13 protein-coding genes are annotated in these 21,769 nt (G+C 65.5%); 5 read left to right on the top strand and 8 right to left on the bottom strand.

Annotated features, from left to right (window positions below; all coding sequences use genetic code 11):
• Positions 1 to 21: 21 nt before the first annotated feature.
• From QN397_RS06800 to QN397_RS06825, 6 genes are all read right to left on the bottom strand, one after another.
• On the bottom strand, positions 22 to 2,919 hold the full coding sequence (locus QN397_RS06800; RefSeq protein WP_323500495.1) for a cellulose biosynthesis protein BcsC: 2,898 nt from the start codon (positions 2,917 to 2,919) through the stop codon (positions 22 to 24).
• Complete coding sequence (bcsZ, locus tag QN397_RS06805; RefSeq protein WP_323500496.1) at positions 2,895 to 4,073, bottom strand: cellulose synthase complex periplasmic endoglucanase BcsZ; 1,179 nt, start codon at positions 4,071 to 4,073, stop codon at positions 2,895 to 2,897. The genes QN397_RS06800 and bcsZ overlap by 25 nt, the downstream gene beginning before the upstream one ends.
• Positions 4,070 to 6,388, bottom strand: coding sequence for a cellulose biosynthesis cyclic di-GMP-binding regulatory protein BcsB (gene bcsB, locus QN397_RS06810; RefSeq protein ID WP_323500497.1), 2,319 nt, complete (start codon positions 6,386 to 6,388; stop codon positions 4,070 to 4,072). Before bcsB ends, bcsZ begins: the two co-directional genes overlap by 4 nt.
• Positions 6,388 to 8,589 (bottom strand): UDP-forming cellulose synthase catalytic subunit, encoded by a 2,202-nt coding sequence (gene bcsA / locus QN397_RS06815; protein ID WP_323500498.1) that lies wholly within the window; start codon positions 8,587 to 8,589, stop codon positions 6,388 to 6,390. Before bcsA ends, bcsB begins: the two co-directional genes overlap by 1 nt.
• Positions 8,571 to 8,801, bottom strand: a complete 231-nt coding sequence (bcsR, locus tag QN397_RS06820) for a BcsR/BcsP family cellulose biosynthesis protein (RefSeq protein WP_323498185.1) — start codon at positions 8,799 to 8,801, stop codon at positions 8,571 to 8,573. Before bcsR ends, bcsA begins: the two co-directional genes overlap by 19 nt.
• 232 nt (positions 8,802 to 9,033) lie before the next feature.
• Entirely contained in the window at positions 9,034 to 10,044 is a 1,011-nt protein-coding gene (locus QN397_RS06825; RefSeq protein WP_416352314.1) for a diguanylate cyclase, read from the bottom strand.
• 115 nt (positions 10,045 to 10,159) lie between these two features.
• Between QN397_RS06825 and QN397_RS06830 the strand changes: the two genes are divergently transcribed.
• Together QN397_RS06830 and ltnD are read left to right on the top strand one after the other, a co-directional pair.
• A complete protein-coding gene (locus QN397_RS06830) occupies positions 10,160 to 12,364 on the top strand; it encodes a PAS domain-containing hybrid sensor histidine kinase/response regulator (protein WP_323500500.1) in 2,205 nt (734 codons plus the stop codon).
• Between the two features lie 25 nt (positions 12,365 to 12,389).
• Complete coding sequence (gene ltnD / locus QN397_RS06835; protein ID WP_323500501.1) at positions 12,390 to 13,301, top strand: L-threonate dehydrogenase; 912 nt, start codon at positions 12,390 to 12,392, stop codon at positions 13,299 to 13,301.
• Between the two features lie 10 nt (positions 13,302 to 13,311).
• Here the strand turns inward: ltnD and QN397_RS06840 are convergent, their stop codons facing one another.
• Positions 13,312 to 14,961: an MFS transporter gene (locus QN397_RS06840; RefSeq protein ID WP_323500502.1), complete on the bottom strand. Its 1,650-nt coding sequence runs from the start codon at positions 14,959 to 14,961 to the stop codon at positions 13,312 to 13,314.
• 6 nt (positions 14,962 to 14,967) lie between these two features.
• The gene (locus QN397_RS06845) at positions 14,968 to 15,471 is read right to left on the bottom strand and encodes an Lrp/AsnC family transcriptional regulator (RefSeq protein ID WP_323500503.1); all 504 of its coding nucleotides are present in this window, start codon (positions 15,469 to 15,471) and stop codon (positions 14,968 to 14,970) included.
• A 174-nt stretch (positions 15,472 to 15,645) separates the two neighbouring features.
• Here QN397_RS06845 and QN397_RS06850 point away from each other — a divergent pair, with 174 nt between their 5' ends.
• From QN397_RS06850 to secD, 3 genes are all read left to right on the top strand, one after another.
• Positions 15,646 to 19,254 carry an indolepyruvate ferredoxin oxidoreductase family protein gene (locus QN397_RS06850; RefSeq protein WP_323500504.1) on the top strand — a complete coding sequence of 1,203 codons (3,609 nt, stop codon included), beginning with the start codon at positions 15,646 to 15,648 and terminating at the stop codon, positions 19,252 to 19,254.
• A gap of 233 nt (positions 19,255 to 19,487) precedes the next feature.
• The gene (gene yajC, locus QN397_RS06855) at positions 19,488 to 19,820 is read left to right on the top strand and encodes a preprotein translocase subunit YajC (RefSeq protein WP_187053582.1); all 333 of its coding nucleotides are present in this window, start codon (positions 19,488 to 19,490) and stop codon (positions 19,818 to 19,820) included.
• A gap of 53 nt (positions 19,821 to 19,873) precedes the next feature.
• Positions 19,874 to 21,766, top strand: coding sequence for a protein translocase subunit SecD (secD, locus tag QN397_RS06860; RefSeq protein WP_323500505.1), 1,893 nt, complete (start codon positions 19,874 to 19,876; stop codon positions 21,764 to 21,766).
• Positions 21,767 to 21,769: the final 3 nt, after the last annotated feature.

Consider the following 21,769-nt stretch of genomic DNA (forward strand, 5'->3'; position numbering starts at 1 on the left):
GCAACGCCTCAAAGCAACGCTTCAAAGCAGCGGCGTGTAAGGGGAGCTGAGCGGACGCAGCGTGGCGCCGCCGTTGCGCGACCGGCCTGCCTCCGACGAGCCGCCGAACACGTAGCGCAGGTAGATGCCGCCCGTCACCTGGCGGTAGTTCTGCGCATTGTTGAAGCTCAGCAAACCACCGAGGTAGACCTGCGGGGCCAACTGGTATTCGAGCAGGCCGGCCAGGTTGTAGGCGAGGCCGGTCTTGCTCGATTCCAGGTACGAGCCGGTGAACGGCGCGCTGTTGACGCCAAGCGCCGTGGCGACCGCGGTCGCGCGTGCAGCGTCCGACTGGCGTGTGGGGTCGGTCGGGAAGTACGGCGAATCGTTCTGGGTGAACGACTGCACGCCCAACGATGCGTTGAGCCGCCACGACAGACGGTCGTGCTGGCCGGTCCAGTCGATTGGAAACGCGACGCTCATGTAGCGCTGCGGACTGAAGTAGCCGCCCTGCCCAAAGGTGTAGTAGCTCAGGTTCTTGCCGTAGTGCAGCAGGTCGATGTTCATGCCCGCGGTGAGGCTCGACGTGGCGCTCTTCATCAGGTGCACGTAGATGCCGCCGCCCAGCTCGGCGCGATCGTTGTTCTGCACGTTGGTGCCGGTCAGCGCGTGGTACGAGCCGTAGCCGTAGAAGCCGTAGGTGCCGTTGTCGCGCGTCAGGTCGAGCCGGCCACCGGTCGCGACCACGCCGCCGAACTTCTCTCCGGTGAGCGCATCTTTGGCGCCTGCAAAAGACAGCAGGCTGTCGGTCACCGCGCGGCGCGACAGCTCGCCTTTCAGCGACACCTTGTCACTGAGCTGGCCGGCGTAGCTGACGTTGCCGATGACATTGGTCTCAGAAAAGCCGAGCGGCGTGGTGCCGATGCTGGCGCTCAGGTTCTTGCCTTCATAGCCCAAGCTCAGTCCGACGCCGCTGGCGGTCTGCGAGCCGACGGCCGGTGCGGTGCCCTGCAGTTGCGCGAGCGCGGCGGCCGGCCCGGCGCCGAAGCGACCGGCCGTGCCGAACGCCGGCGACAGCGTGCCGGCATCGAGAAACGTCGGCGTCGCACCGATCACGATCTTGCCGTTGCGGACCGGGATGCGGGCCTCGATCGGGATCTCCCTGTCCGACAGCCTGCTCATGCCGGCCTCGCCGGCGCGTGTGCGAAAGCTGGTGCCGACGCTCAGGGTCGCGCTGCGCTCGGCTTCGAGGTTGCCGGCATCGCGTAGCGCATCGGCCTGGCCTTGCGCCCACAGGCGGTCCTGCAGCGCCGACATGTCGAGCGTGCGGGCGTTGGCGGGGATGCGATCGAGGTATTGCAGGCCGGACGCCGGGTCACCAGCATCGGATGCGAACAAGGCGCTGGCATACAACGCGTCCGGCTTGTCGGGCTGTGACAGCAAGAGGCCGTCCATCAGGTCGCGAGCCTGTGCCATGAGGCCGTTGCGCCGATAGATGCTGGCGAGGTCGAACTGCACCCACGGGCTGTCGGGCGCGATGAGCCTCGCGTCTTCGAGCGTGCGTCGCGCACCGGCGTCGTCGCCCGCTTCGACCTGGGTGCGGGCTTGCGCGCGCGCCTGTTCGACGCGCACGCGGGTGCCTTGCCCGGCGTCGCTGAACGGGCCTGCGGCAAGCCGCAGATCGGCCAGCGCGTTCTGCCCGACCGGCTCGCGTGCATCGAGCTTCACAGCGCGCTCCAGCAGCGCGCGCGCTGCGGTCGTGTCGTTCCTGTCGCGCGCCGCGGTGGCCTGGCGGATCAATGTCCAGTAGCTGGCGCTGCGCAAGGCAGATGCCCACTTGCCGCCGTTCGGTGCCTTCGATGCCTGCCGCAGCAACTGCTCGGCTTCGGCAAATCGCTCCTGCTTGAGGCGGACCAAGCCGAGCCCGCCGAGTGCGTCGAGAGCACCCGGCTGCGCGCGCAACGCCTGCCGAAAGCGCTGCTGCGCGAGGGCGTTGTCGCCGCGGTCGAGTGCCTTGAAGCCTTCGCCGAGCGCTTGTGCGGCCGGCGAAGCGGTCGATGCCGTGCGTGCTTCCGCCAGCGTGCCGAGCCGCGCCGACACCGCCGGGTCGGGCTGATCCGCGAGGTAGTCCCGATAGAGCGGGGCGTCGGCCGCACGGGCGTCGAGCCAGAGCAACGCCTGCCGCCAACTTGCCCTGGCGCGGGCCGCCACGCTGGGTTGCTTGGACAGGTCTGCCAGTTGCTTGATGCCGTCGCGCCGGCTCGGCTCGCGGTAGGTGTCGAGCTGCGCCAATGCGAGCCTGGCGTTGAGGTTGCCCTGCTGGCTTTTGATCAGCTGCGCGACGCCCTTGCGTGCTTCGTCGTAGCCTTGCGGCGTGCCGCCAAGCACCCCGTAGAACTCCAGTGCCAGTGGTGTCGGCGGTGGCCGGTTGCCGAACAGCGCGCGATAGAGCTGCACTGCTTCGGCTGCGCGTCCGGCCTGCGCGGCGGCGCGGGCGCGCTGCAGGTCACCGGCGGACGCACCGGGCTGGCGAGCCTGCTGCTGCAGACGCGCCACACGCGCATCGGTCGGGTGTGCGGTTTGCAGTTGTGTGATCCAGCTGCGCGCGGCTTCGGCATTGCCGCGGGTGAGCTCGACCTGCGCCATGCCGTACATCGCATCGGCCGACTTCGGATCGACGCGCAGCAGCTTCGTCCAGCTCTCTTCCGCGAGCTCGGCGCGACCGAGGCTCTGCCAGTAGTTGCCTTGCTCGATCAGGGCCGAACGCGCGTCGCTCTGCGCGAAAGCCGAACCACCGGCGCCGGCCCCTGCGCACAAGGTACCGAGCAAGCCGAGCCGGACGATCCATTGCCGGGCCGGAGCGCGTTGCCGCATCGACGTCGGCGACAAAGCGAAGGGCGCATGGAGGGGGGTTTTCATGTCGGTCGTGCGGAAGGACATGGAGACTTCCAATGGGTTTGCAGCTCGCCGGTCTTGCCGAAGGCGAAGCGGCCCTCGAGCCAGCCCTGGCCGAAGAGGATCAGCATGCGTTCGTAGTAGGGGAGCGGCTTGTGCGTCGAGGACGGTGGCGGCAAAAACGGTACGGCGGCGCCTTGTGCCTTGAGGTACGGCAACAGCGCCGCGGTGTAGCCGGTCGGGCCGATGCCCCGGCCGACACCGGTCGACGTGTCGACGTACTCGGGCATCGGCTTGCCCTGCTGGATGGCGCGGCGCGGGCCGTAGAGGCTCTTGAGCAGCATCGTGCGGGCCGGGTCCTCAGCATGCAGCATGCCGGCCCACAAGTACGTGCGGATTGCGTCGTAGCTTCCGACCGGCCCCTTGTCCGGGTCGGCGACGAAAGCCTTGTCGTCGCTCGACCAGGCACACCAGTCGGGCGCGAAGCCTTGCGGTGTGACGGCGCTGATCATGCCCAGCGTGTTGTCGGCAATCTCGCCCCACGGCCCTCGCGGCGACTCCTGCTGAAAGTAGCGCAGCAACTGCAGGGGCATGTAGCTGGGATTGAGCCGCCAGGCCGGCCCCGTGGCCACTGACTGCGGCCAAGGCAAGAGCATGCGGCCGAGTCCGTCGAGCGTCGTGACTTCGTCGCGCGCGACCATTTGCAGCACGGCACGGCCGAGCGAGCGATAGCGCGGCAGGTTCCACAGGCGGCCCGCTTCGAGCAGGGAATAGGCGAGCCACAGGTCAGCGTCGGAAGCCGGATTGCTGTCGAGCACGCCCCAGCTTTTGCCGTCGGGCTGGCGTCCCCATTGCCAGGCCGGCAAGCGCGTGGCAAGACTGCCGCCGGCCAGGTTGGTGTCGGTCCATGTCAGCAAGCGGGCGAAGGTGTCGCGGTCGTTGTGTACCAGCGAAAAGAACAGGCCGTACGAGTGGCTCTCGGAGGTCGACTGCTGTTGCGGCGTGTCGAAGTCGATCACGCGGCCATCGGCCTGGATGTGGCGTGCGGCAAAGCGCGACCAGTCGGACGACGTGATGCAGTCGCCGGCGCCAGCGCGCGCCCAGGCAGGCCATGCGGCAAGGCTCGCAGCAAGCGGTGACAGCGCCAGGCCGGCGAGCCAGCGCCGCCGGTCTGCGATGCGGGAATCGAATGGATTCATTGGCGACGCAAGCGCTTGCGGGCCAGCAATTGCAGACTGGCGAAAGAGACGCCGGCACCCAGCAGCGCGACGAGCACGACCAGCCCTGCCAGCAGCAACGGGCTGCGCGACAGGTTCCATTGCAGCCAGGTGAACGGCGGCAGCGTGCCCACGTAGTAGGTCTCGCCGCTCAGCAGGCTGCTCACCTGTGCGGCCCGGACGATCGACATGCTGCCCTGGATGCGTTGCAGCAGATCGGGCGTCAGCAGCGCGTTGACGAGCGCTGGTTGCGAGGCTTCGTTGGCCACCACCGCGACCACGCTGCGGCCGGCACGAAGCGGCGACTGAAAGCCCGCCAGCACGGCATCGGTGCGCTCTTCGAACACCGACATCTGCGTGGTGCTGGTGGGCAGGTCTTCGCGTTGACGCGAGCCCTGGATCAGGTTCAGCGTGTCCTCGAACCAGGTACCGATGTGGAACTGCTCGGCGCCCTGGCCTGCAGTTGCGGCAGGGTCGCGCCGCAACGGCATCTGTGCGGCCCATCGGGTGAAGAGCGGCTGGTTCTTCAGGTTGCCGAGCACCAGCAGATCCTTGTCGGCCCACTGATCGACGTTGGAAGCCGAGCCGACCGTGACGCGCAGGGCCGGGTAGCCGGTCACGTCGCCGATGTGGCCCATCAGCGCGAGGTAAGTTTCGATGTCGCCCCGCTCCGCGCGATCGGGCATCACCACCGCGGTTTCGGCCAGGTCGGCCATCCGCGAAAACGGGAAGCCGCCATTTGCGTAAGCGGCCAGTTCGGGCATCGCGATGTAGTGCGGAAAGCGCGATACGTCGATGGTCGAGGTCGGGTCGATGCCGCCGCGCACGTTGTCCAGTACGGGTGTGCAGGTGGTCCTCGGCTGCTCGAAGTAGTAGTGCATCCGGAGCTGGCTGCGCGAGCCCATGGCGAGCGGCGGCAGATGCAGCTGGGTGCTGTGCAGGGCCGAACCATCGGGCAGCAACTTCAGCGCGAACACGTTCCACCAGGCATCGCTCGCCATGTTGGCCGCACGCAGCGGCAACGATCCGATGAAGGTGTCGTTGACGCTCAGGTTCAGCGTCGACTGGTCGGGCCGCACGCGGGGCGTGTAGCGGTATTGCAGGTCGAGCGGGATGCCGCGGCTGCGCCAGGTGAAGAGGTCTGGCGGGATCAGCAGATCGACCTTGACCACGTCCGGCGTGTAGCCCGACACGGAAAAAACGGGCCCCGGTGCCAGCTCGCCGAGCATGACAGGGCGGTCACTTGAAATCCATCGCGGCGCATCGTGCGGCTTGCGCGGCGCGGGCAACTGCAGGTCGGCGATGGTCGATGTCGCGCCGGTGAACGCGCGGCTGTTGAGTGCCAGCGCCGATGCAGCGGTGGTCAGCTCGGCAGCGTTGCGGCCCATCACCAGCAACAGCTTGAAGGCCGGGTCGCGTGGATGGTCGACCGCGGTCAGCGTCGGTCCTTTGATCGCTGGCAGGATGAGGCCTGCGATGCTGCTCTCCGGCGTGGCAAAGACGACTGCGTGCGCCGCAGTGGGCAACTCTCCGGTCGTCACCGGAAAGGTCGCGCCGCGATAGCCGGCAAGCCCGCCGAGCCACGACGACACGATGCCGGCCGCACCCAGCGCAGCGGTGGTCGACGCTGCAGAGGCCGATGCTCCGGCGAAGACGAACGGAATGCTCGCGCGCCGCACATCGCGCCGGTCGAAGAAGGGCTGCGGCAGCGTCGCGAGGTCGCTCGTGACCTTGAGCGGCGTCACGTTGAGCGTCAGCGCGCTCGACGCGTCGACGGTGGCCCACAGGCTGCTGTGGTCGGGGTCTTCGCATTCGTTCGTGTAGTGCGCGACCAGTTCGATGTTGATGCGGTTGAAGTCCGCGATGAGGCGGCGGTCGATAGGGATGTCGACGGTCTGCGGTTTGCCTGCCTCGGCCGCGCCATACGGCAAGGTCGTTACCTCGACATCGTTCACGCTCACCTTGAGGTGCGACAGCGCGGGAATGAGCGACGGCGAGAACGCGTAGTTGAGCCGCAGAGAAGCAGCGGTGACGAGCTCGTCGGCACGCACGCTGAACGGAATGCCGACAGTCCCGCTGACGCCACGCAGCTTGATGGCGTAGTTGAGTCCGAGCTGTTTGAGGTTGAGCGTGCGGGGGTCGCCGCTGGCAGCTGGCGCAGCCGCGGGCAATGCCGGCACGGCGCTCGCCGCAGGCCGGGCCTGCGCCCATGCGACATCGGCCGGTGCAGTCGCCAGACCGAGCAGCGCGACGATGCCGAACATGACACCGGAACGGGCAACGAGAGCGGCGCGCATCAGATCGGATCCTTGGCGTCGCGCAGGGCGGCCGTGGCGGGCGCCGGCGCGTGGAACTTACCGGCGGCGGTACGCAGATAGTGAGCGAACATGTCTTTGAATCCGATGGCGCTGATGTGCGCGATGCGTGCCATGACGCGGTGAGCCGCCATACGTGGATGGTTGCCCCAGCGCGCGACCCAGATGTCGGCGCGGGCGGTGGTGCATTGCACCAGCGCGCGCTCCTGCGCGAAGCTCATGGGGTCGAAGCGCAGGCCCATCCGCTTGCCGCTGTTGAAGCGAACGGTGGCCGGAAAGCGGTACTCGGTGTTGCCGCGATAGAGCGCGACTTCGACCGGCGTCGCATCCTCGGCCAGTACTTCCGCCGGCAGGTCGAGGGCGAGGCCACCGGTCGAAAAATCGGAGGTGGTGCAGCGCATCGAACGGCCGTCGGAAAAGTGCAGCGTGGCCGGCACTTCGAGCGCGACGCGATGCGCGCTGCGCACCTGGCGCGACTCGTTGGCGGCCGCCACGCAGGCGCCGAGGATCATCAGGTTGTAGACGGTCCACGCCAGGTTGAGCCATACCGTCGCGATGTTGTCGGCATCCACGAAGGTGAGGCGCCACAAGCCGACGACGACGCCGACGAAGTTGATCGCCATCAGCAACATGCTCGCGCGCGCGATCTCGGTGTCGAAATATTGCTTCTGGATCAGGCCGCCCTTGGCCGTCACGTTGAAGCTGCCGAGCTTGGGATTGATGAGCGCGACCAGCGTCGGCCTGAAGATGTACCAGGCCAGTACCGCCTCGTACACCTCGTTCCAGAACAGGTACCTGAACCGCCCCTGCACCCTGCTGTTGGTGAAGTTGGCGTGGAACACGTGCGGCAGCGCGTAGGCGAAGATCATCGAGGCCGAGGCGTGGATCACGCTCGCGCCGAAGAACAGGTAAGCCAGTGGCGCTGTGAGGTAGATGATGCGCGGCAGGCCGTACAGGAAGTGCAGCATCGCGTTGAGGTAGCAAAGGCGCTGCGCCCAGCTCAGGCCCTTGCCGAACAGCGGGTTGTCGATGCGAAAGATCTGGGTCATGCCGCGCGCCCAGCGAATGCGTTGCCCGACATGGCCCGACAGGCTTTCGGTCGCCAGGCCGGCCGCTTGCGGCAGCGCGAGGTACGCGGTGCTGTAGCCGAGCCGATGGATCTTGAGCGCGGTGTGCGCGTCTTCGGTCACCGTCTCGGTGGCGATACCGCCGACCTCTTCGCAGATGGTCCGCCGCAGCACGGCGCACGAGCCGCAAAAGAAGGTCGCGTTCCAGAGGTCGTTACCGTCCTGGATGAGGCCGTAGAACAACTCGCCTTCGTTCGGCACTGTGCCGAAGGTATCGAGGTTCTTCTCGAAAGGATCGGGCGAGAAGAAGTAGTGCGGCAATTGCACCATGCCGAGCTTGGGTTCGCGGTCGAACCAGCCCAATGCGATCTGCATGAACGAACGCGTCGGGATGTGGTCGCAGTCGAAGATGGCGACGAACTCACCGCTGGTGTTCTTCAGCGCGGCGTTGATGTTGCCGGCCTTGGCGTGCTTGTTGTCGGTGCGGGTGACGTGCGCGACACCGACCGCCTCGCAGAACACGCGGAACTCTTCGCGCCGCCCGTCGTCCAGCACGAAGATGTTGATCTTGTCGCGCGGCCAGTCGATGGCCTGCGCGGCGAGCACCGTCGGGCGCACCACCGACAGTGGCTCGTTGTAGGTCGGGATGAAGACGTCGATGGTCGGCCAGACTGCCGGGTCGGCCGGCATGGGTACGGGCTTGCGGCCGAGCGGCCAAGCGGTCTGGACATAGCCGAGCAGCAGCACGATGAAGGCGTAGACCTCCGCCATCAACAGACCCGCGCCGAGCACGACCTGGAGCGCGCTGTCCATGGTCATCGTCTCGGTCACGCGCCAGTACATGTAGCGCGACGATGCCACCACCGAAAGAAAGATAAGCACCAGGCTGGCGAAGCGTCCGGCAAAGCGGTTGACGACGAGACCGGTGATCAAAATGACAACCGACAGCGTGAGCTGCTGGTGCAGCGTCAGCGGCGTGATGACGACGGCGGGCAGTAGCGCGAAGGTGGCGACCCAAGCGACGACACGCAGCACCGGATGGTCGAGCAGCAGCGACTCGGCCGGTGGCGGCTCGGGCGGCAGCGTGACGACGTGGGTCAGCTGGGTCTGCGCCATCGGGACAGCAAGCCACGCCGTGCCGTCACGGCGGAGGGCGGCACAGGCTCGGGCGCCGGTGCAGTCGCGGGGAAAGGCGAAATCAGTGGCCGTACGCCCACATCGGCAGCGGGCTCGTCGCGTGGCGCGAACTCCTTGTATGTCGTCGGATCGCCGCCGAACTTACGGAACAGGCAAGCAATGTCCTCGGGCTGATCGCCTTCGGTCGTCATGGAAATTCAAGGCCGTCACTCGAGTCGGCAGCGAATGCCCGATCGAATTCGGGCCACTGAACCGAGCAAGTAGAACGTTCGTGGTACTTCAAGAGGGTTTTGTGGGAAATCATGAGCGAATCTGAGAGATTTCATTTTCGCGGACGACCTCCTTGTTGCCAACCAACATGGCGTGCACAACGCCCTGCTGTTGCATATGTGCGATTGCGGACAAGCGCAATCGCCGCGACCGCTAAGCCGCGCCGACCACCCGATTGCGCCCGTCGTATTTGGCGCAATAGAGCCGGGCATCTGCCGCGGCGATCAGGTCGGTCGAGCGTGTCGCGACACTGGCCGTCATCGTCGCTACCCCGATGCTCACGGTGACACTGGCGCCTGCGACCGAAGGATGGGGAATGCCCAATGCCTCGACAACACGGCGCACGCGTTCGCCCATTTCACAGGCCGCTTTGGCACCCTTGCAGGGGAGGATCACGGCAAACTCTTCACCACCGAATCGTGCGGCAAGACTCATCGGTTCGACTATCGCGCCCTGCACCGCTTGCGCGACCCGCTGCAGCGCGTCGTCTCCTGCAAGGTGGCCGAACGCATCGTTGAAGAGCTTGAAGTAGTCGACATCGATCATCAACAGCGACAGCACGGAGGCGTCTTTTTGGGATGTGGCCCACGCCTGCTCGATGTACGTGTTGAAGTAGCGACGGTTTGCGAGGCCGGTCAGTCCATCCGAGTTGGTCAGGCGCTGCAGCTCCAAGTTGCTTTGCCGCAGCTTCGTCCGGCCCTCGTGCAGTGCGCGGTAGGCGTTGTCGCGCTGGAGCAGCGCCATGTAGGAGCGTGAGTGGTAGCGCACGCGCGCCATCAACTCGATCGGCTCCGGCAGCTTGACCAGGTAGTCGTTGGCGCCGATGGCGAAGGCCGCCTTCTTCATCGCTGGCTCGTCGTTGGACGACAGCACGATGATCGGAATGTTCCGCAGCTCGGGGATCGAGCGGTAAGCCATGACCAGATCGAGCCCGTTGGCGCCCGGCATGTCGAGGTCTTGCAGGATGACGGTGGGACGGCAAGCGCGCGCCGTGTCGATCGCTGCGGTGGCGTCGTTGCACTCGTGGAATCCGATGGCTGCGTCGCTCGACAGCATCTTGCGAACGATCAGGCCGATGACCGGCTGGTCGTCGACCAGCAGCACCGTGGCGCTCTCCGCCTCGGCATCATCCTCATCGTTTTTAAGTCCAACGTTCACGTGCATACTCGTTTTGGCTTACGCGCCAAAAGGCGCCGTGGATTTGTTCGGCAAATGATTTTTTGATCGAGCACTAAGTCGTTTTCATTATTACGCCTCGAAGTTACAACCCGCATCTGAAATGACACATGCTGAGCACGACGACGCCTTGCAAGGTGCGCTGGTCCGCATCGAGCGGCTGTCCGAAGAGCGTGATGCGCTCGAGGCGTTGACGCTGCGCCAGGCCGAAGAAATCGAAGCCTCGCGCAAGACGCTGGTGTCGGCGCGGCGCCACATGCTGGTCGCCGAGGCAGCGCGCGTTGCGCAGTGGGAGTGCGATGTGCCGAGCGGCCGCATTTTTCTCAGCCTGCGCTGGGACGAGATGATCGGTGATGCGGCGCCCGACAGTCTTTGGGATCTGCGCGGACTGCTGTCGCGGGTGCATCCCGAGGATGTGCTGGCGGTGCGCGCCGCATTCGAGGCTGCCCTCAATGGCAACAGCGATCGCTATTCGGTCGAGCACCGCGTGGCGGCAGCCACAGGGTGGATCTGGATCGAGAGCATCGGCATGATCACCGAGCGCGATACCGCCGGTGCCCCGCTGAAGCTCACCGGCTACAACCGCGACATCACGGCGCGCCGCGAGATGCTGGCCGAGATCGACAAGGCGCGCGCCGAGGCGGAGGAAAGCAGCCGCGCCAAGGGCGAGTTCCTGGCCAACATGAGCCACGAAGTGCGCACGCCGCTCAACGCGATCCTCGGACTCACTCGGCTCCTTCACAAGTCGAAGCTCGATGCCGAGCAGCGGCGCTACCTGCAACTGGTCGACAGCTCGGCCACCGCCTTGCTGGGCTTGCTGAACGACGTGCTCGACCTGTCCAAGATCGAAGCCGGCAAGCTGGTCTTCGAGCAGATCCGCTTCGACGTCGAACGCTGGATCAACGACGTGGTCGCGCTGCATGTCCCGGCTGCGGAGAAGAAAGGCGTGAGTGTCGATATCGACATCGCACCCGATGTGCCGCCGGTGGTCGTGGGTGACCCCGGACGGTTGCGCCAGGTGATGTCGAACCTGATGTCGAACGCCATCAAGTTCACCGAACGCGGCAGCATCCATGTCACGCTGGCTGTCGACGACGACCAGGGCGATCTTCCGCCGCGTCGGCAGCGGCTGCTGTTCTCGGTGCGCGACACCGGCATCGGCATCCCGGAGGACAAGCAGCGGCAGATTTTCGAGGCCTTCACGCAGGCCGATGCGTCGACCACGCGGCGACACGGCGGCACCGGCCTGGGCCTGGCGATTTGCGCGCGGCTGGTGAACATGATGGAGGGCGAGGTCCGGGTCGAGAGTCGACCGCAGCAGGGCAGCACCTTCAGCTTCACCGCCGTGTTCGACGAGGCCAACGACGACTTCAGCGTGCTGTCGGAGCCGGCTCCGCTCGACATGCTCACGGTGCACGGCCTGAACGTGCTGCTGGCGGAAGACCATGCCGTCAACGAGTTGTTGATGCGCCGGCTGCTGGGCGACATGGGGTGCACCTTCACGGTCGTGCGCAACGGCGAGGAGGCCGTGAGCGCGTGGCAACGGCAGCGCTTCGATCTGGTGCTGATGGACGTGCAGATGCCGGTCATGAGCGGCTTCGATGCCACCGCGCAGATTCGCGCGCGCGAAGCGGCGCTGCCCGGCCGCCCGCGCACGCCCATCGTCGCGCTCACCGCGCATGCGATGGCCGGCGATCGCGAGCGTTGCCTTGCCGAGGGCATGGACGGCTATGTCTCCAAGCCCGTGTCGCCCGCGCGGCTGGCCGAGGCCATGCAGTCGGCGATGCGCGCGTCGAGCGAGGTGCCTGAAGTGCTCGTGCCTGAATTCGATTTCGACCTGAGCGCCTTTCCGAGCAGGCCGGCGCCAGTGGCGCCCGTTTCACTTTCGGCACCGTCGGTGCGCAAGACGATCACCGCCGTGGTGACAGCGCCAGCGCCTATCGCCTCTGTGCCCGCTCCCGAGCGCAAGGGCGCATCGGCACTGGACCTTGCGCGGCTCCTGGAGACCATGGGCAACGACATGGCGTCTGTGCGTGAACTCGCCGGCGTGATGCGGGAAGACATCGCGCTGCGGCGCCGCGCCATTCGCAAGGCCTCGATCGCGCGTGAAGTGCCGGTGCTGCTGCAGCACGTTCACGCGCTCAAAGGCGCCTTCTCGGCCATCTTCGCGCTTGGCGCGGCACAGGCTTCGCGTCAGCTGGAAACAGCGGTGCGCGCAGAGCAATGGATCGAGGTGCTGTATTGCGTGAATGTGCTCGACCGCGAAGCGACGCGAGTCGATGTCGATCTGGAAAAACTACTGGCTTGACTACACAACAAAAGGAGACGACAAGATGACGTTGAAGATTGGTCTGATCGGCCTCGGTGCCATGGGCAGTGGCATGGCGCAATCGTTGCGCCGCAAGGGCTTCGACCTGCGCGTGTTCGATGTGCGCAAAGAAGTTGCCGATGCGTTCGCTAAAGACGGCGGCGCCGCCTGTGCGTCGCTGGCCGAGTTGGGCGCGCAGTGCGACGTGGTGGTCTCGGTGGTCGTGAACGCGGCGCAGACCGAGAGCGTGCTGTTCGGCAGTGTTGGTGACAAATTCGCAAACGGCGTCGCGGCCACGATGAAGCCCGGCAGTGTGTTCGTGATGTGTTCCACCGTCGACCCGACCGTGTCGATCGCCTTCGAGTCCCGCCTGGCGGCCATGGGCCTGCTGTACATCGACGCGCCAATTTCCGGTGGTGCCGCGCGGGCCGCCAGCGGCGAGATGACGATGATGACGGCCGCCACGCCCGAGGCCTATGCCAAGGTCGGCGAAGTGCTCGATGCAATGGCCGGCAAGGTCTACCGCCTGGGTGACAAGGCCGGCGCGGGCAGCAAGGTCAAGGTCATCAACCAGTTGCTGGCCGGCGTGCACATTGCCGCGGCGGCAGAGGCGATGGCACTCGGCCTGCGTGAAGGCGTCGACCCGGCCGCGCTGTACGAAGTCATCACGCACAGCGCCGGCAACAGCTGGATGTTCGAAAACCGGATGGCCCACGTGCTCGCCGCCGACTACACACCGTTGTCGGCCGTCGACATCTTCGTGAAAGACCTCGGCATCGTGCTCGACATGGCGCGCGCGACGAAGTTTCCGTTGCCATTGTCGAGCACCGCGCACCAGATGTTCATGCAAGCCTCGACCGCCGGCTTTGCGAAGGAAGACGACAGCGCGGTGATCAAGATCTTCCCTGGCATCGAGTTGCCCACGAAGAAGTCCTGACAGGGCGAGTTCAACGCTTCACGATATAGCGCGTAACGACCGGCGGGCCCTCGCCCCTATGGAACGCAAGGCGGCGTTCACGCAGCGCCAGGTCGGCGGCGGTCGCACGGTTGAAGCGCCGCAGATGCTCGGTCCACGACGCATCGACGATCTGCTCGACATAGCGTTCCGGCTCGCGAATGTCGTTGAGCAGTTCCCAGCCGATCGCGCCTTCGGCCAGCCGCGTGCGGCGCGTCTGCTGCATCACCAGATGAAAGGCCGCGGCCCGTGCCGGATCGATGATGTATTGGACCGTGATGACGACGCGGCCCTCGCTCGGTGCCGGATGCGCAGGCGCCTGCGCCCAGCCTTCACGCGCGGGGCTCAGGTCGTTGTCTTCGTCGCTGCCGCCGCCATCCACCACGTAGCGCAACGCCACGCCCATCATCAGAACGCCGCTCACGGCACCGATCAGCAAGGCGGTCTGCAGCGTGCCGACCGTGGCGATCTGGCCCCACACGGCAGCACCGAAAGCGGTCGCGCCCATGATCGCCATCTGGTACATCGACATGCCGCGGGCTCGCACCCAGTCCGGCAATGCGAGCTGGGCCGATACCGACAGTGAATTGGCCACAGTGATCCAGGCGGCACCGGCGAAGAACATGGCGGGCACCGCGACCCAGGTGTTGGGCGCGTAGGCCATCACAGCCGTGGCGGCCGACTGGATGAGCGTGCCGCGCAGCACCAGTTGATCGCGGTCGAAAGCCTGGCGCAACCGCGGCAGGAACAGCACCACAACGATCGCACCTGCACCCATCGAAGCGAGCAACAGCGTGAAGGTGCCGGCATCGCCGCCGTGCAGGCCGCGCGCCAGCAAAGGCAGCAGGGCGAGCAGCGCGGTGGAATGCAGGAAGAAGATCGAGATGCGCACGAGCACCGCGCGCATGCGCTGCGATTGCCGCACGAACTGCACGCCGACGCGCATCGCGCCGATGAGCTTTTCGCGGCCGAGCGGATTGGGTATGTGCTCACGCCGCCAGCGCATCACGACAAAGCCGGAGGCCACCGACAGCACCGCGTTGAGTCCGAACACCCATACGCTGCCCGCGCTGGCGATGAGCGCGCCGGCCAGCAGCGGGCCGATGATGCGCGATGCGTTCATCGCGATGCCGTTGAGCCCGAGCGCCGCCGGCAATTGGGTGCGCGGCACCAGCTCCGGCACGATGGCCGCGAACACCGGCCAACGCATCGCCAGCCCGATGCCGTTGGCGAAGGTGAGTGCCAGCAGCAGCGGCGCGTTGATGAGGTCGAGCACGCTCGCTGCGCACAGCACGACGGCGGCGCCGGCCAGCCAGAACTGCGTGGCGATCAGCCAGCGCCGCCGATCCAGGATGTCCGCCAATGCGCCGCTCGGCAGCCCGAGCAAGAACACCGGCAAGGTCGAGGCCGATTGCACCAGCGCGACCCAGATCGGCGTCGTGGTGAGCGTGGTCATCATCCACGCCGCCGCCACGTCGTTCATCCACATGCAGACATTGGCGATGAGCCAGGTGCTCCACAGCATGCGGAACACCGGCAGGCTCAGCGGGTCGAACGCGCCGACGCGGGGTGGGCGCAGGTCGGTGGCCGGCTCGGCATAAGTCTCTGGCTCGGCGTTCTGGTCGGGGGAAATCGGTGGCATCGCCGGCTATCGTCCCGCTCGCGTACGCGAAGGCTTGCCGGCCAAATGCCCCAGCGGCAACGCACTGTTCGCTTTGACTTCGCCCAGCGAAAAACTGGTGTGCAGGTCTTTCACATTGGGCAGGTTCATCAGGTGCTGGCGAGCGAAGCTCGAAAAGCTGTCGAGGTCTTGCGCCACCACCTGCAGCTCGAAGGTGCCGGTGCCGCTGATGTAGTGGCAGGCCACCACCTCGGGCAGCTTGCGGATAGCGTCCTCGAGTTTGCGGGTGGCGTCGCCCTGGACGCGCTCGGTGTCGACCCGCACGAAAGCCAGCACGCCGAGTCCGATCTTGTGGCGGTCGATTTCTGCGTGATAGCCCTTGATGAAGCCCGCCTCTTCGAGCGCACGCACGCGGCGCCAGCAGGGCGCGGCGGAGAGACCGACGCGTTGCGCAAGTTCGGCATTGGTGAGGCGGCCGTCGGTCTGCAGTTCTTGCAGGATTGCCAGATCGAACTTGTCGATGCTTTCCATAAGACGCTATTTTAAGAAAGATCCATTCTGGAAGCGGCGTTTTGAAGGCAAAGAACGCAAACACCTGTCCGTGACCCAGGCATACACTTTGCGTACAACGTGGGCACGCGCCCTACCGGGCACAGACCCTTCAGCCACGCCCACAAGGCCACGCCAATTCAGGAGACAGAGACGATGAATGCACCCCTGCCCGAGCACATTCGCAAGGCGCTAGAGACCGTCACCCTCGACGACAAATATTCGCTCGACTACGGTCGCGCCTTCATGAGCGGGGTGCAGGCGCTGGTCAAGCTGCCGATGCTGCAGCGCCTGCGCGACCAGCAAAACGGCAAGAACACGGCGGGCTTCATCAGCGGCTACCGCGGCTCGCCGCTCGGCGGCTACGACCAGGCGCTGTGGAAGGCCAGCAAGTACCTGAAGGCGCAGAACATCGTGTTCCAGCCGGGCGTCAACGAAGAGCTGGCGGCCACCGCGCTGTGGGGCACGCAGCAACTGGGCTTCTCGCCGCCGGGTACCAACAAGTTCGACGGCGTTTTCGGCATCTGGTACGGCAAGGGGCCGGGCGTGGACCGTTGCTCCGACGTCTTCAAGCACGCCAATATGGCTGGCACCACCGAGTTCGGCGGCGTGATCGCGGTGGCAGGCGATGACCACATCAGCAAGAGCAGCACTGCGGCGCACCAGAGCGACCACATCTTCAAGGCCTGCGGCACGCCGGTGTTCTTTCCGGCCAACGTGCAGGAAATTCTCGACCTCGGCGTTCACGCCTTCGCGATGAGCCGGTTCTCGGGCATCTGGTCAGGCATGAAGACGATCCAGGAAATCGTCGAGTCGAGCGCGACGGCCATGATCGACCCGGAGCGTGTCGACATCGTGATCCCGACCGACTTCGAAATGCCGCCGGGCGGCCTGCACATTCGTTGGCCCGACCACGCGCTGGAGCAGGAGGCACGCTTGATGCACTACAAGTGGTACGCCGCGCTGGCGTACATCCGTGCCAACCGCCTCAACTACAACGTGATCGAAGGTGACCATGATCGCTTCGGCATCATGGCCAGCGGCAAGGCTTACAACGACACGCGCCAGGCGTTGCTGGACCTTGGCCTCGACGACGCGACTTGTCGACAGCTCGGCATTCGTCTGCACAAGGTCGGCGTGGTGTGGCCGCTCGAGGCGCAACTCACCCGCGAGTTCGCAACCGGCTTGCAAGAGATCCTGGTGGTCGAAGAGAAGCGCCAGGTCATCGAATACCAATTGAAAGAGGAGCTCTACAACTGGCGCGCCGACGTCCGGCCGCATGTCGTGGGCAAATTCAACGAGCTCGACGATGGCGACTTTTCGGGTGGCGAATGGTCGATGTCGAACCCGACCGCGAACACGCTGCTGCGCGCCAACGCCGACTTGAATCCGGCTCTGATCGCCAAGGCCATCGCGCAGCGCCTGAAGAAGCTCGGCATCCTCGACAATGCTGGCGCCGACATGCGAGCGCGCGTGCAGGCGCAGATCGCCATCCTCGACGCCAAGGAGCGCTCGATGGAAATCATGCAGGCCGGCGGCGTGACCGAGGGGCGCCAGCCCTGGTTCTGCTCGGGCTGTCCGCACAACACCAGCACCGTGGTGCCCGAAGGTTCACGCGCCATGGCCGGCATCGGCTGCCACTTCATGGCAACCTGGATGGACCGCAGCACCATCGGCTTCACGCAGATGGGCGGCGAGGGCGTGCCGTGGGTCGGCCAGCAGCCTTTCACCACCGACCAGCACATCTTCGCGAACCTGGGCGACGGGACGTACTTTCACAGCGGCCTGCTCGCCATTCGCCAGTCGATCGCGGCGGGCGTGAACATCACCTACAAGATCCTCTACAACGACGCGGTCGCCATGACCGGCGGTCAGGCGATCGGCGAGCGGCCCGAAGGCCATTCGGTCCTTCAGATCGCGGAAAGCCTGCATGCCGAAGGCGCCATGAAGGTCGTCATCGTCACCGACGAACCCGAGAAGTACGACGGCGTCACGGTGCCGGGCAGCTACGCCGGCAAGGGCGTCGCCATTCGCCATCGCGACGATCTCGACGAAATCCAGCGCGAGTTTCGCGAGATCAAGGGCACGACCACGATCATTTACGACCAGACCTGCGCGACCGAAAAGCGGCGCCGCCGCAAGCGCGGCACGGCGGTCGATCCGGCCAAGCGCGTGGTCATCAACGAACTGGTGTGCGAGGGCTGCGGCGACTGCAGCGTGCAGAGCAATTGCCTGTCGGTCGAGCCGCTTGAAACCGAGTTCGGTCGCAAGCGCGCCATCAACCAGAGCACCTGCAACAAGGACATGAGCTGCCTCAAGGGCTTCTGCCCGAGCTTCGTGACCGTCGAAGGCGGCGCACTCAAGAAGAAGTCGAAGAGCAAAGCCAGTTCGCCTTTCGAGATGGGCGCGATGCCTGAGCCGCGCGTGCCGCAACTGGCGCGCGACCAGGTCTGGGGCGTCGTCGTCGCGGGTGTCGGCGGCACCGGGGTTATCACCATCGGCCAGTTGCTCGGCATGGCCGCGCACATCGAAGGCAAGGGCATCGTCACGCAGGACGCGGCGGGCCTGGCGCAAAAGGGTGGTGCGACCTGGAGCCATGCGCTCATCGGCGAGTCGCAAGACGCGATTCGCACCACGCGCGTCGGCACTGCGGCGGCCGATTTGATCCTGGCGGCCGATCCGCTGGTGGCGGTCAACGCCGAGACGCTGGCGCGCATGCGTGAAGGGCGCACGCACGTTGCGCTCAACACGCACAGCACGCCGACGGCGGCTTTCGTGCGCAACGCCAACTGGGTGAATCCGCAAGATGACTGCGCCAATGAAATTGCACGCGCCGTCGGTGTCGACAACCTCGGCACTTTCGACGCCGATGCTTTCGCGGTCGCCTTGATGGGCGACAGCCTGTATGCCAACCCGATGCTGTTGGGTTTTGCGTGGCAGCGCGGCTGGCTGCCGCTCGAATACGAGTCGCTGATGCGCGCGATCGACCTCAACAACGTCGCGATCGAGAACAACAAGACAGCGTTCGAATGGGGCCGTCGCGCGGCGCACGACCTGGCGGCCGTGCAGAAGCTGGTGGCGCCGGGGCACGTCATCGAGTTCAAAAAGCGCGAGACGGTCGAAAGCCTGGTGAAGCGCCGCGTCGAGTTTTTGACCGCTTATCAAAACGCGGCGTATGCGGAGCAGTACAAAGGTTTCGTCGCCAAGGTGCAGCAGTCGGAGTCGTCGCTGGTCGGCAAGACCAGCCTGACCGAAGCCGTGGCGCGCTACCTGTTCAAGCTGATGGCATACAAGGACGAGTACGAAGTCGCTCGGCTGCACACCGACCGCTCGTTCCTGGATCGCGTCAACGGAATGTTCGAGGGCGACTTCAAGCTCAACTACCACCTGGCGCCCCCGATCATCGGGAAGAAGAACGCCAAGGGTGAACCGCAAAAGCAGAAGTTCGGTCCGGCGATGCTGACCGGCTTCCGCTTCCTCGCGAAGCTGAAGGGCCTGCGCGGTACGGCGCTCGACATCTTCGGCCGTACCGAAGAACGCAAAACCGAGCGCGCGCTGATTGGCGAGTACCGCGCCGCCATCGATGAAGTGCTGACCGGGCTCAATGCGGGCAACCACGCGACCGCGCTGGAAATCGCGGCGCTGCCGGAGCAGATTCGCGGCTACGGTCATGTGAAGGATCGCAACCTGGCGGCGGCGCGCACCCGATGGGCGGCGCTGCTCGACCAGTGGCGCAACCCGCAAAAGGCGCGCGCAACGGCCTGATCTGCAACGAGGTCGCCGCCTGATCCGCGGCGTCGAAAGCCCCGTTCGGCGCGCCGGGTAAGCCTTCGGGTGAGGCCGGCCCCGCCGAATACAATGCTCGGTGCTGTTCGCAGCCCAGGGCTGTGTCATGCGGTCCTGTTGGCCGCCTGCCAGCGACCGGTAGCTTCATTCCGGCTCGCATTCCCGTTTTGTCTGTCTTGTCCGTCTTGTTCTAATCAGTTGGAGACTTCCCCTTGTTCATTTCTTCTGCTTTCGCCCAGACCGCGCCCGCTGCTGCAGGGGTTGGCGACATGTTTTCGTCGCTGGGCAGCATGCTGCCGCTGGTGCTCATGTTCGTGGTGCTGTATTTCGTCATGATCCGCCCGCAAATGAAGCGCCAGAAAGAAGCTCGCGCCATGATCGAAGCGCTTGCCAAGGGCGATGAAGTCGCTACCACCGGTGGACTGCTCGGCAAGATCACCAAGATCGGCGACACGTACTTGAGCGTCGAGATTGCCGCCGGCGTCGAAGTTCAGGTGCAGCGCAGCGCCGTCGTCCAGGTTCTGCCCAAGGGCGCAATCAAGTAATAAGTCGGTGATAACGCGGGTGCTTCGCGCTACGCGTCTTGAAGGTTGAATCGATGAACCGTTATCCGGTCTGGAAGTACGCGATCATCGTGATCGTGCTGCTCGTGGGGCTGATTTACGCCCTGCCCAATTTCTTCGGCGAAGCGCCTGCGGTGCAGGTGTCGGCTGCCAAGTCGACCGCCAAGGTCGACGGCGCCACGCAGGCGCGTATCGACGAGGCGCTGAAGGCGGCGAATCTCGTGCCGGACATGCAAACGCTCGACGCGACGTCGTTGCGCGTGCGTTTCCTGACGCCGGACGACCAGTTGAAGGCGCGCGACGTCATTCAGCACGCGCTGGTGCCCGACGCGAACGACCCGTCTTACACGGTGGCGCTCAATCTCGTGCCGCGTTCGCCGGCGTGGCTTGCCGCGCTGCATGCCTATCCGATGTACCTCGGCCTCGACCTGCGTGGCGGCGTCGACTTCATGCTGCAGGTCGACCTGAAGGGCGCCCTCGACAAGCGCGCTGAAACTTTTGCCAGTGACGTTCGAAGCGCGCTGCGCGACAAGAACATCCGCGGCAGCGCGGTCACGCGCAACGGCCAGGCCATCGAAGTCACTTTCCGCGATGCAGCGAGCCTCGAAGCCGCGCGCGGCCTGGTGCAGGACCAGTTCCCCGATCTCACCGGCACCGCGACGCAAGACGGCGACAACTTCAAGCTGACCGCCGTCATCAAGCCCGAGGCCGCGCGCCGGCTGCAGGACGCCGCGCTCAAGCAGAACATCACCACGCTGCACAACCGGATCAACGAACTCGGCGTGGCCGAACCGGTGATCCAGCAGCAGGGCATCGACCGCATCGTGGTCCAGTTGCCCGGCGTGCAGGACACGGCCAAGGCCAAGGACATTCTCGGTCGCACCGCCACGCTCGAAATGCGCCTGGTCGACGAGAGCGCCGAAGGGCGTGCTGCCGAAACCGGCAGCGGCCCGGTGCCGTTCGGTTCCGAGAAATTTCTGGACCGCACCGGTCGGGCGGTCATCGTCAAAAAGCAGGTGCTCGTCACCGGCGAGAACCTGACCGACGCGCAACCGGGCTTCGACCAGCAGAGCAACCAGCCGAAGGTTGACCTGACCATGGACGCCAAGGGCGGTCGGATCATGCGCGACGTCAGCCGCGAAAATTTCAAGAAGCGCATGGCGATGCTGATCTTCGAAAAGGGCAAGGGCCAAGTGCTGACCGCGCCGTCGATCAACGGCGAACTCGGCAACCGATTCCAGATTTCGGGCTCGATGAACGTGGTCGAAGCCAACGATTTGGCGCTGTTGCTGCGCGCCGGTTCGCTCGCTGCGCCGATGGAAATCATTCAGGAGCGGACCATCGGCCCGAGCCTGGGCGCCGACAACATCAAGAAGGGTTTCGACAGCGTGATGTATGGCTTCATCGCCATCATGGTGTTTATGTGCATCTACTACGCGCTGTTCGGGGCGTTTTCGTCGATCGCGCTGGCGGTGAACCTGATGCTGCTGGTGGCGATCCTTTCGATGCTGCAGGCCACGCTCACGCTGCCGGGCATCGCCGCCATGGCACTGGCCATCGGCGTCGCCATCGACTCGAATGTGTTGATCAACGAGCGGGTACGCGAAGAACTGCGCAACGGCGCGTCGCCGCAAGCTGCCATTCACGCTGGCTACGACCGAGCCTGGGGCACCATCCTCGATTCGAACGTCACCACCCTGATAGCAGGCATCGCGCTGCTGGCCTTCGGCTCAGGGCCGATTCGCGGCTTCGCTGTGGTGCACTGCATCGGCATCGTCACCTCGATGTTCTCGGCGGTGTTCTTCTCGCGCGGGCTGGTCAACTTCTGGTACGGCGGCAAGAAGAAGCTCAAGACGGTGTCTATCGGCACCGTGTGGCGGCCCAAGACCGACGCCGATGTCGGTACCGCCGTGGCCCCGGGCAAATAAAAG

Source organism: Variovorax sp. RTB1 (assembly GCF_035018765.1).
In the GTDB taxonomy this organism is placed as follows: domain Bacteria; phylum Pseudomonadota; class Gammaproteobacteria; order Burkholderiales; family Burkholderiaceae_C; genus Variovorax.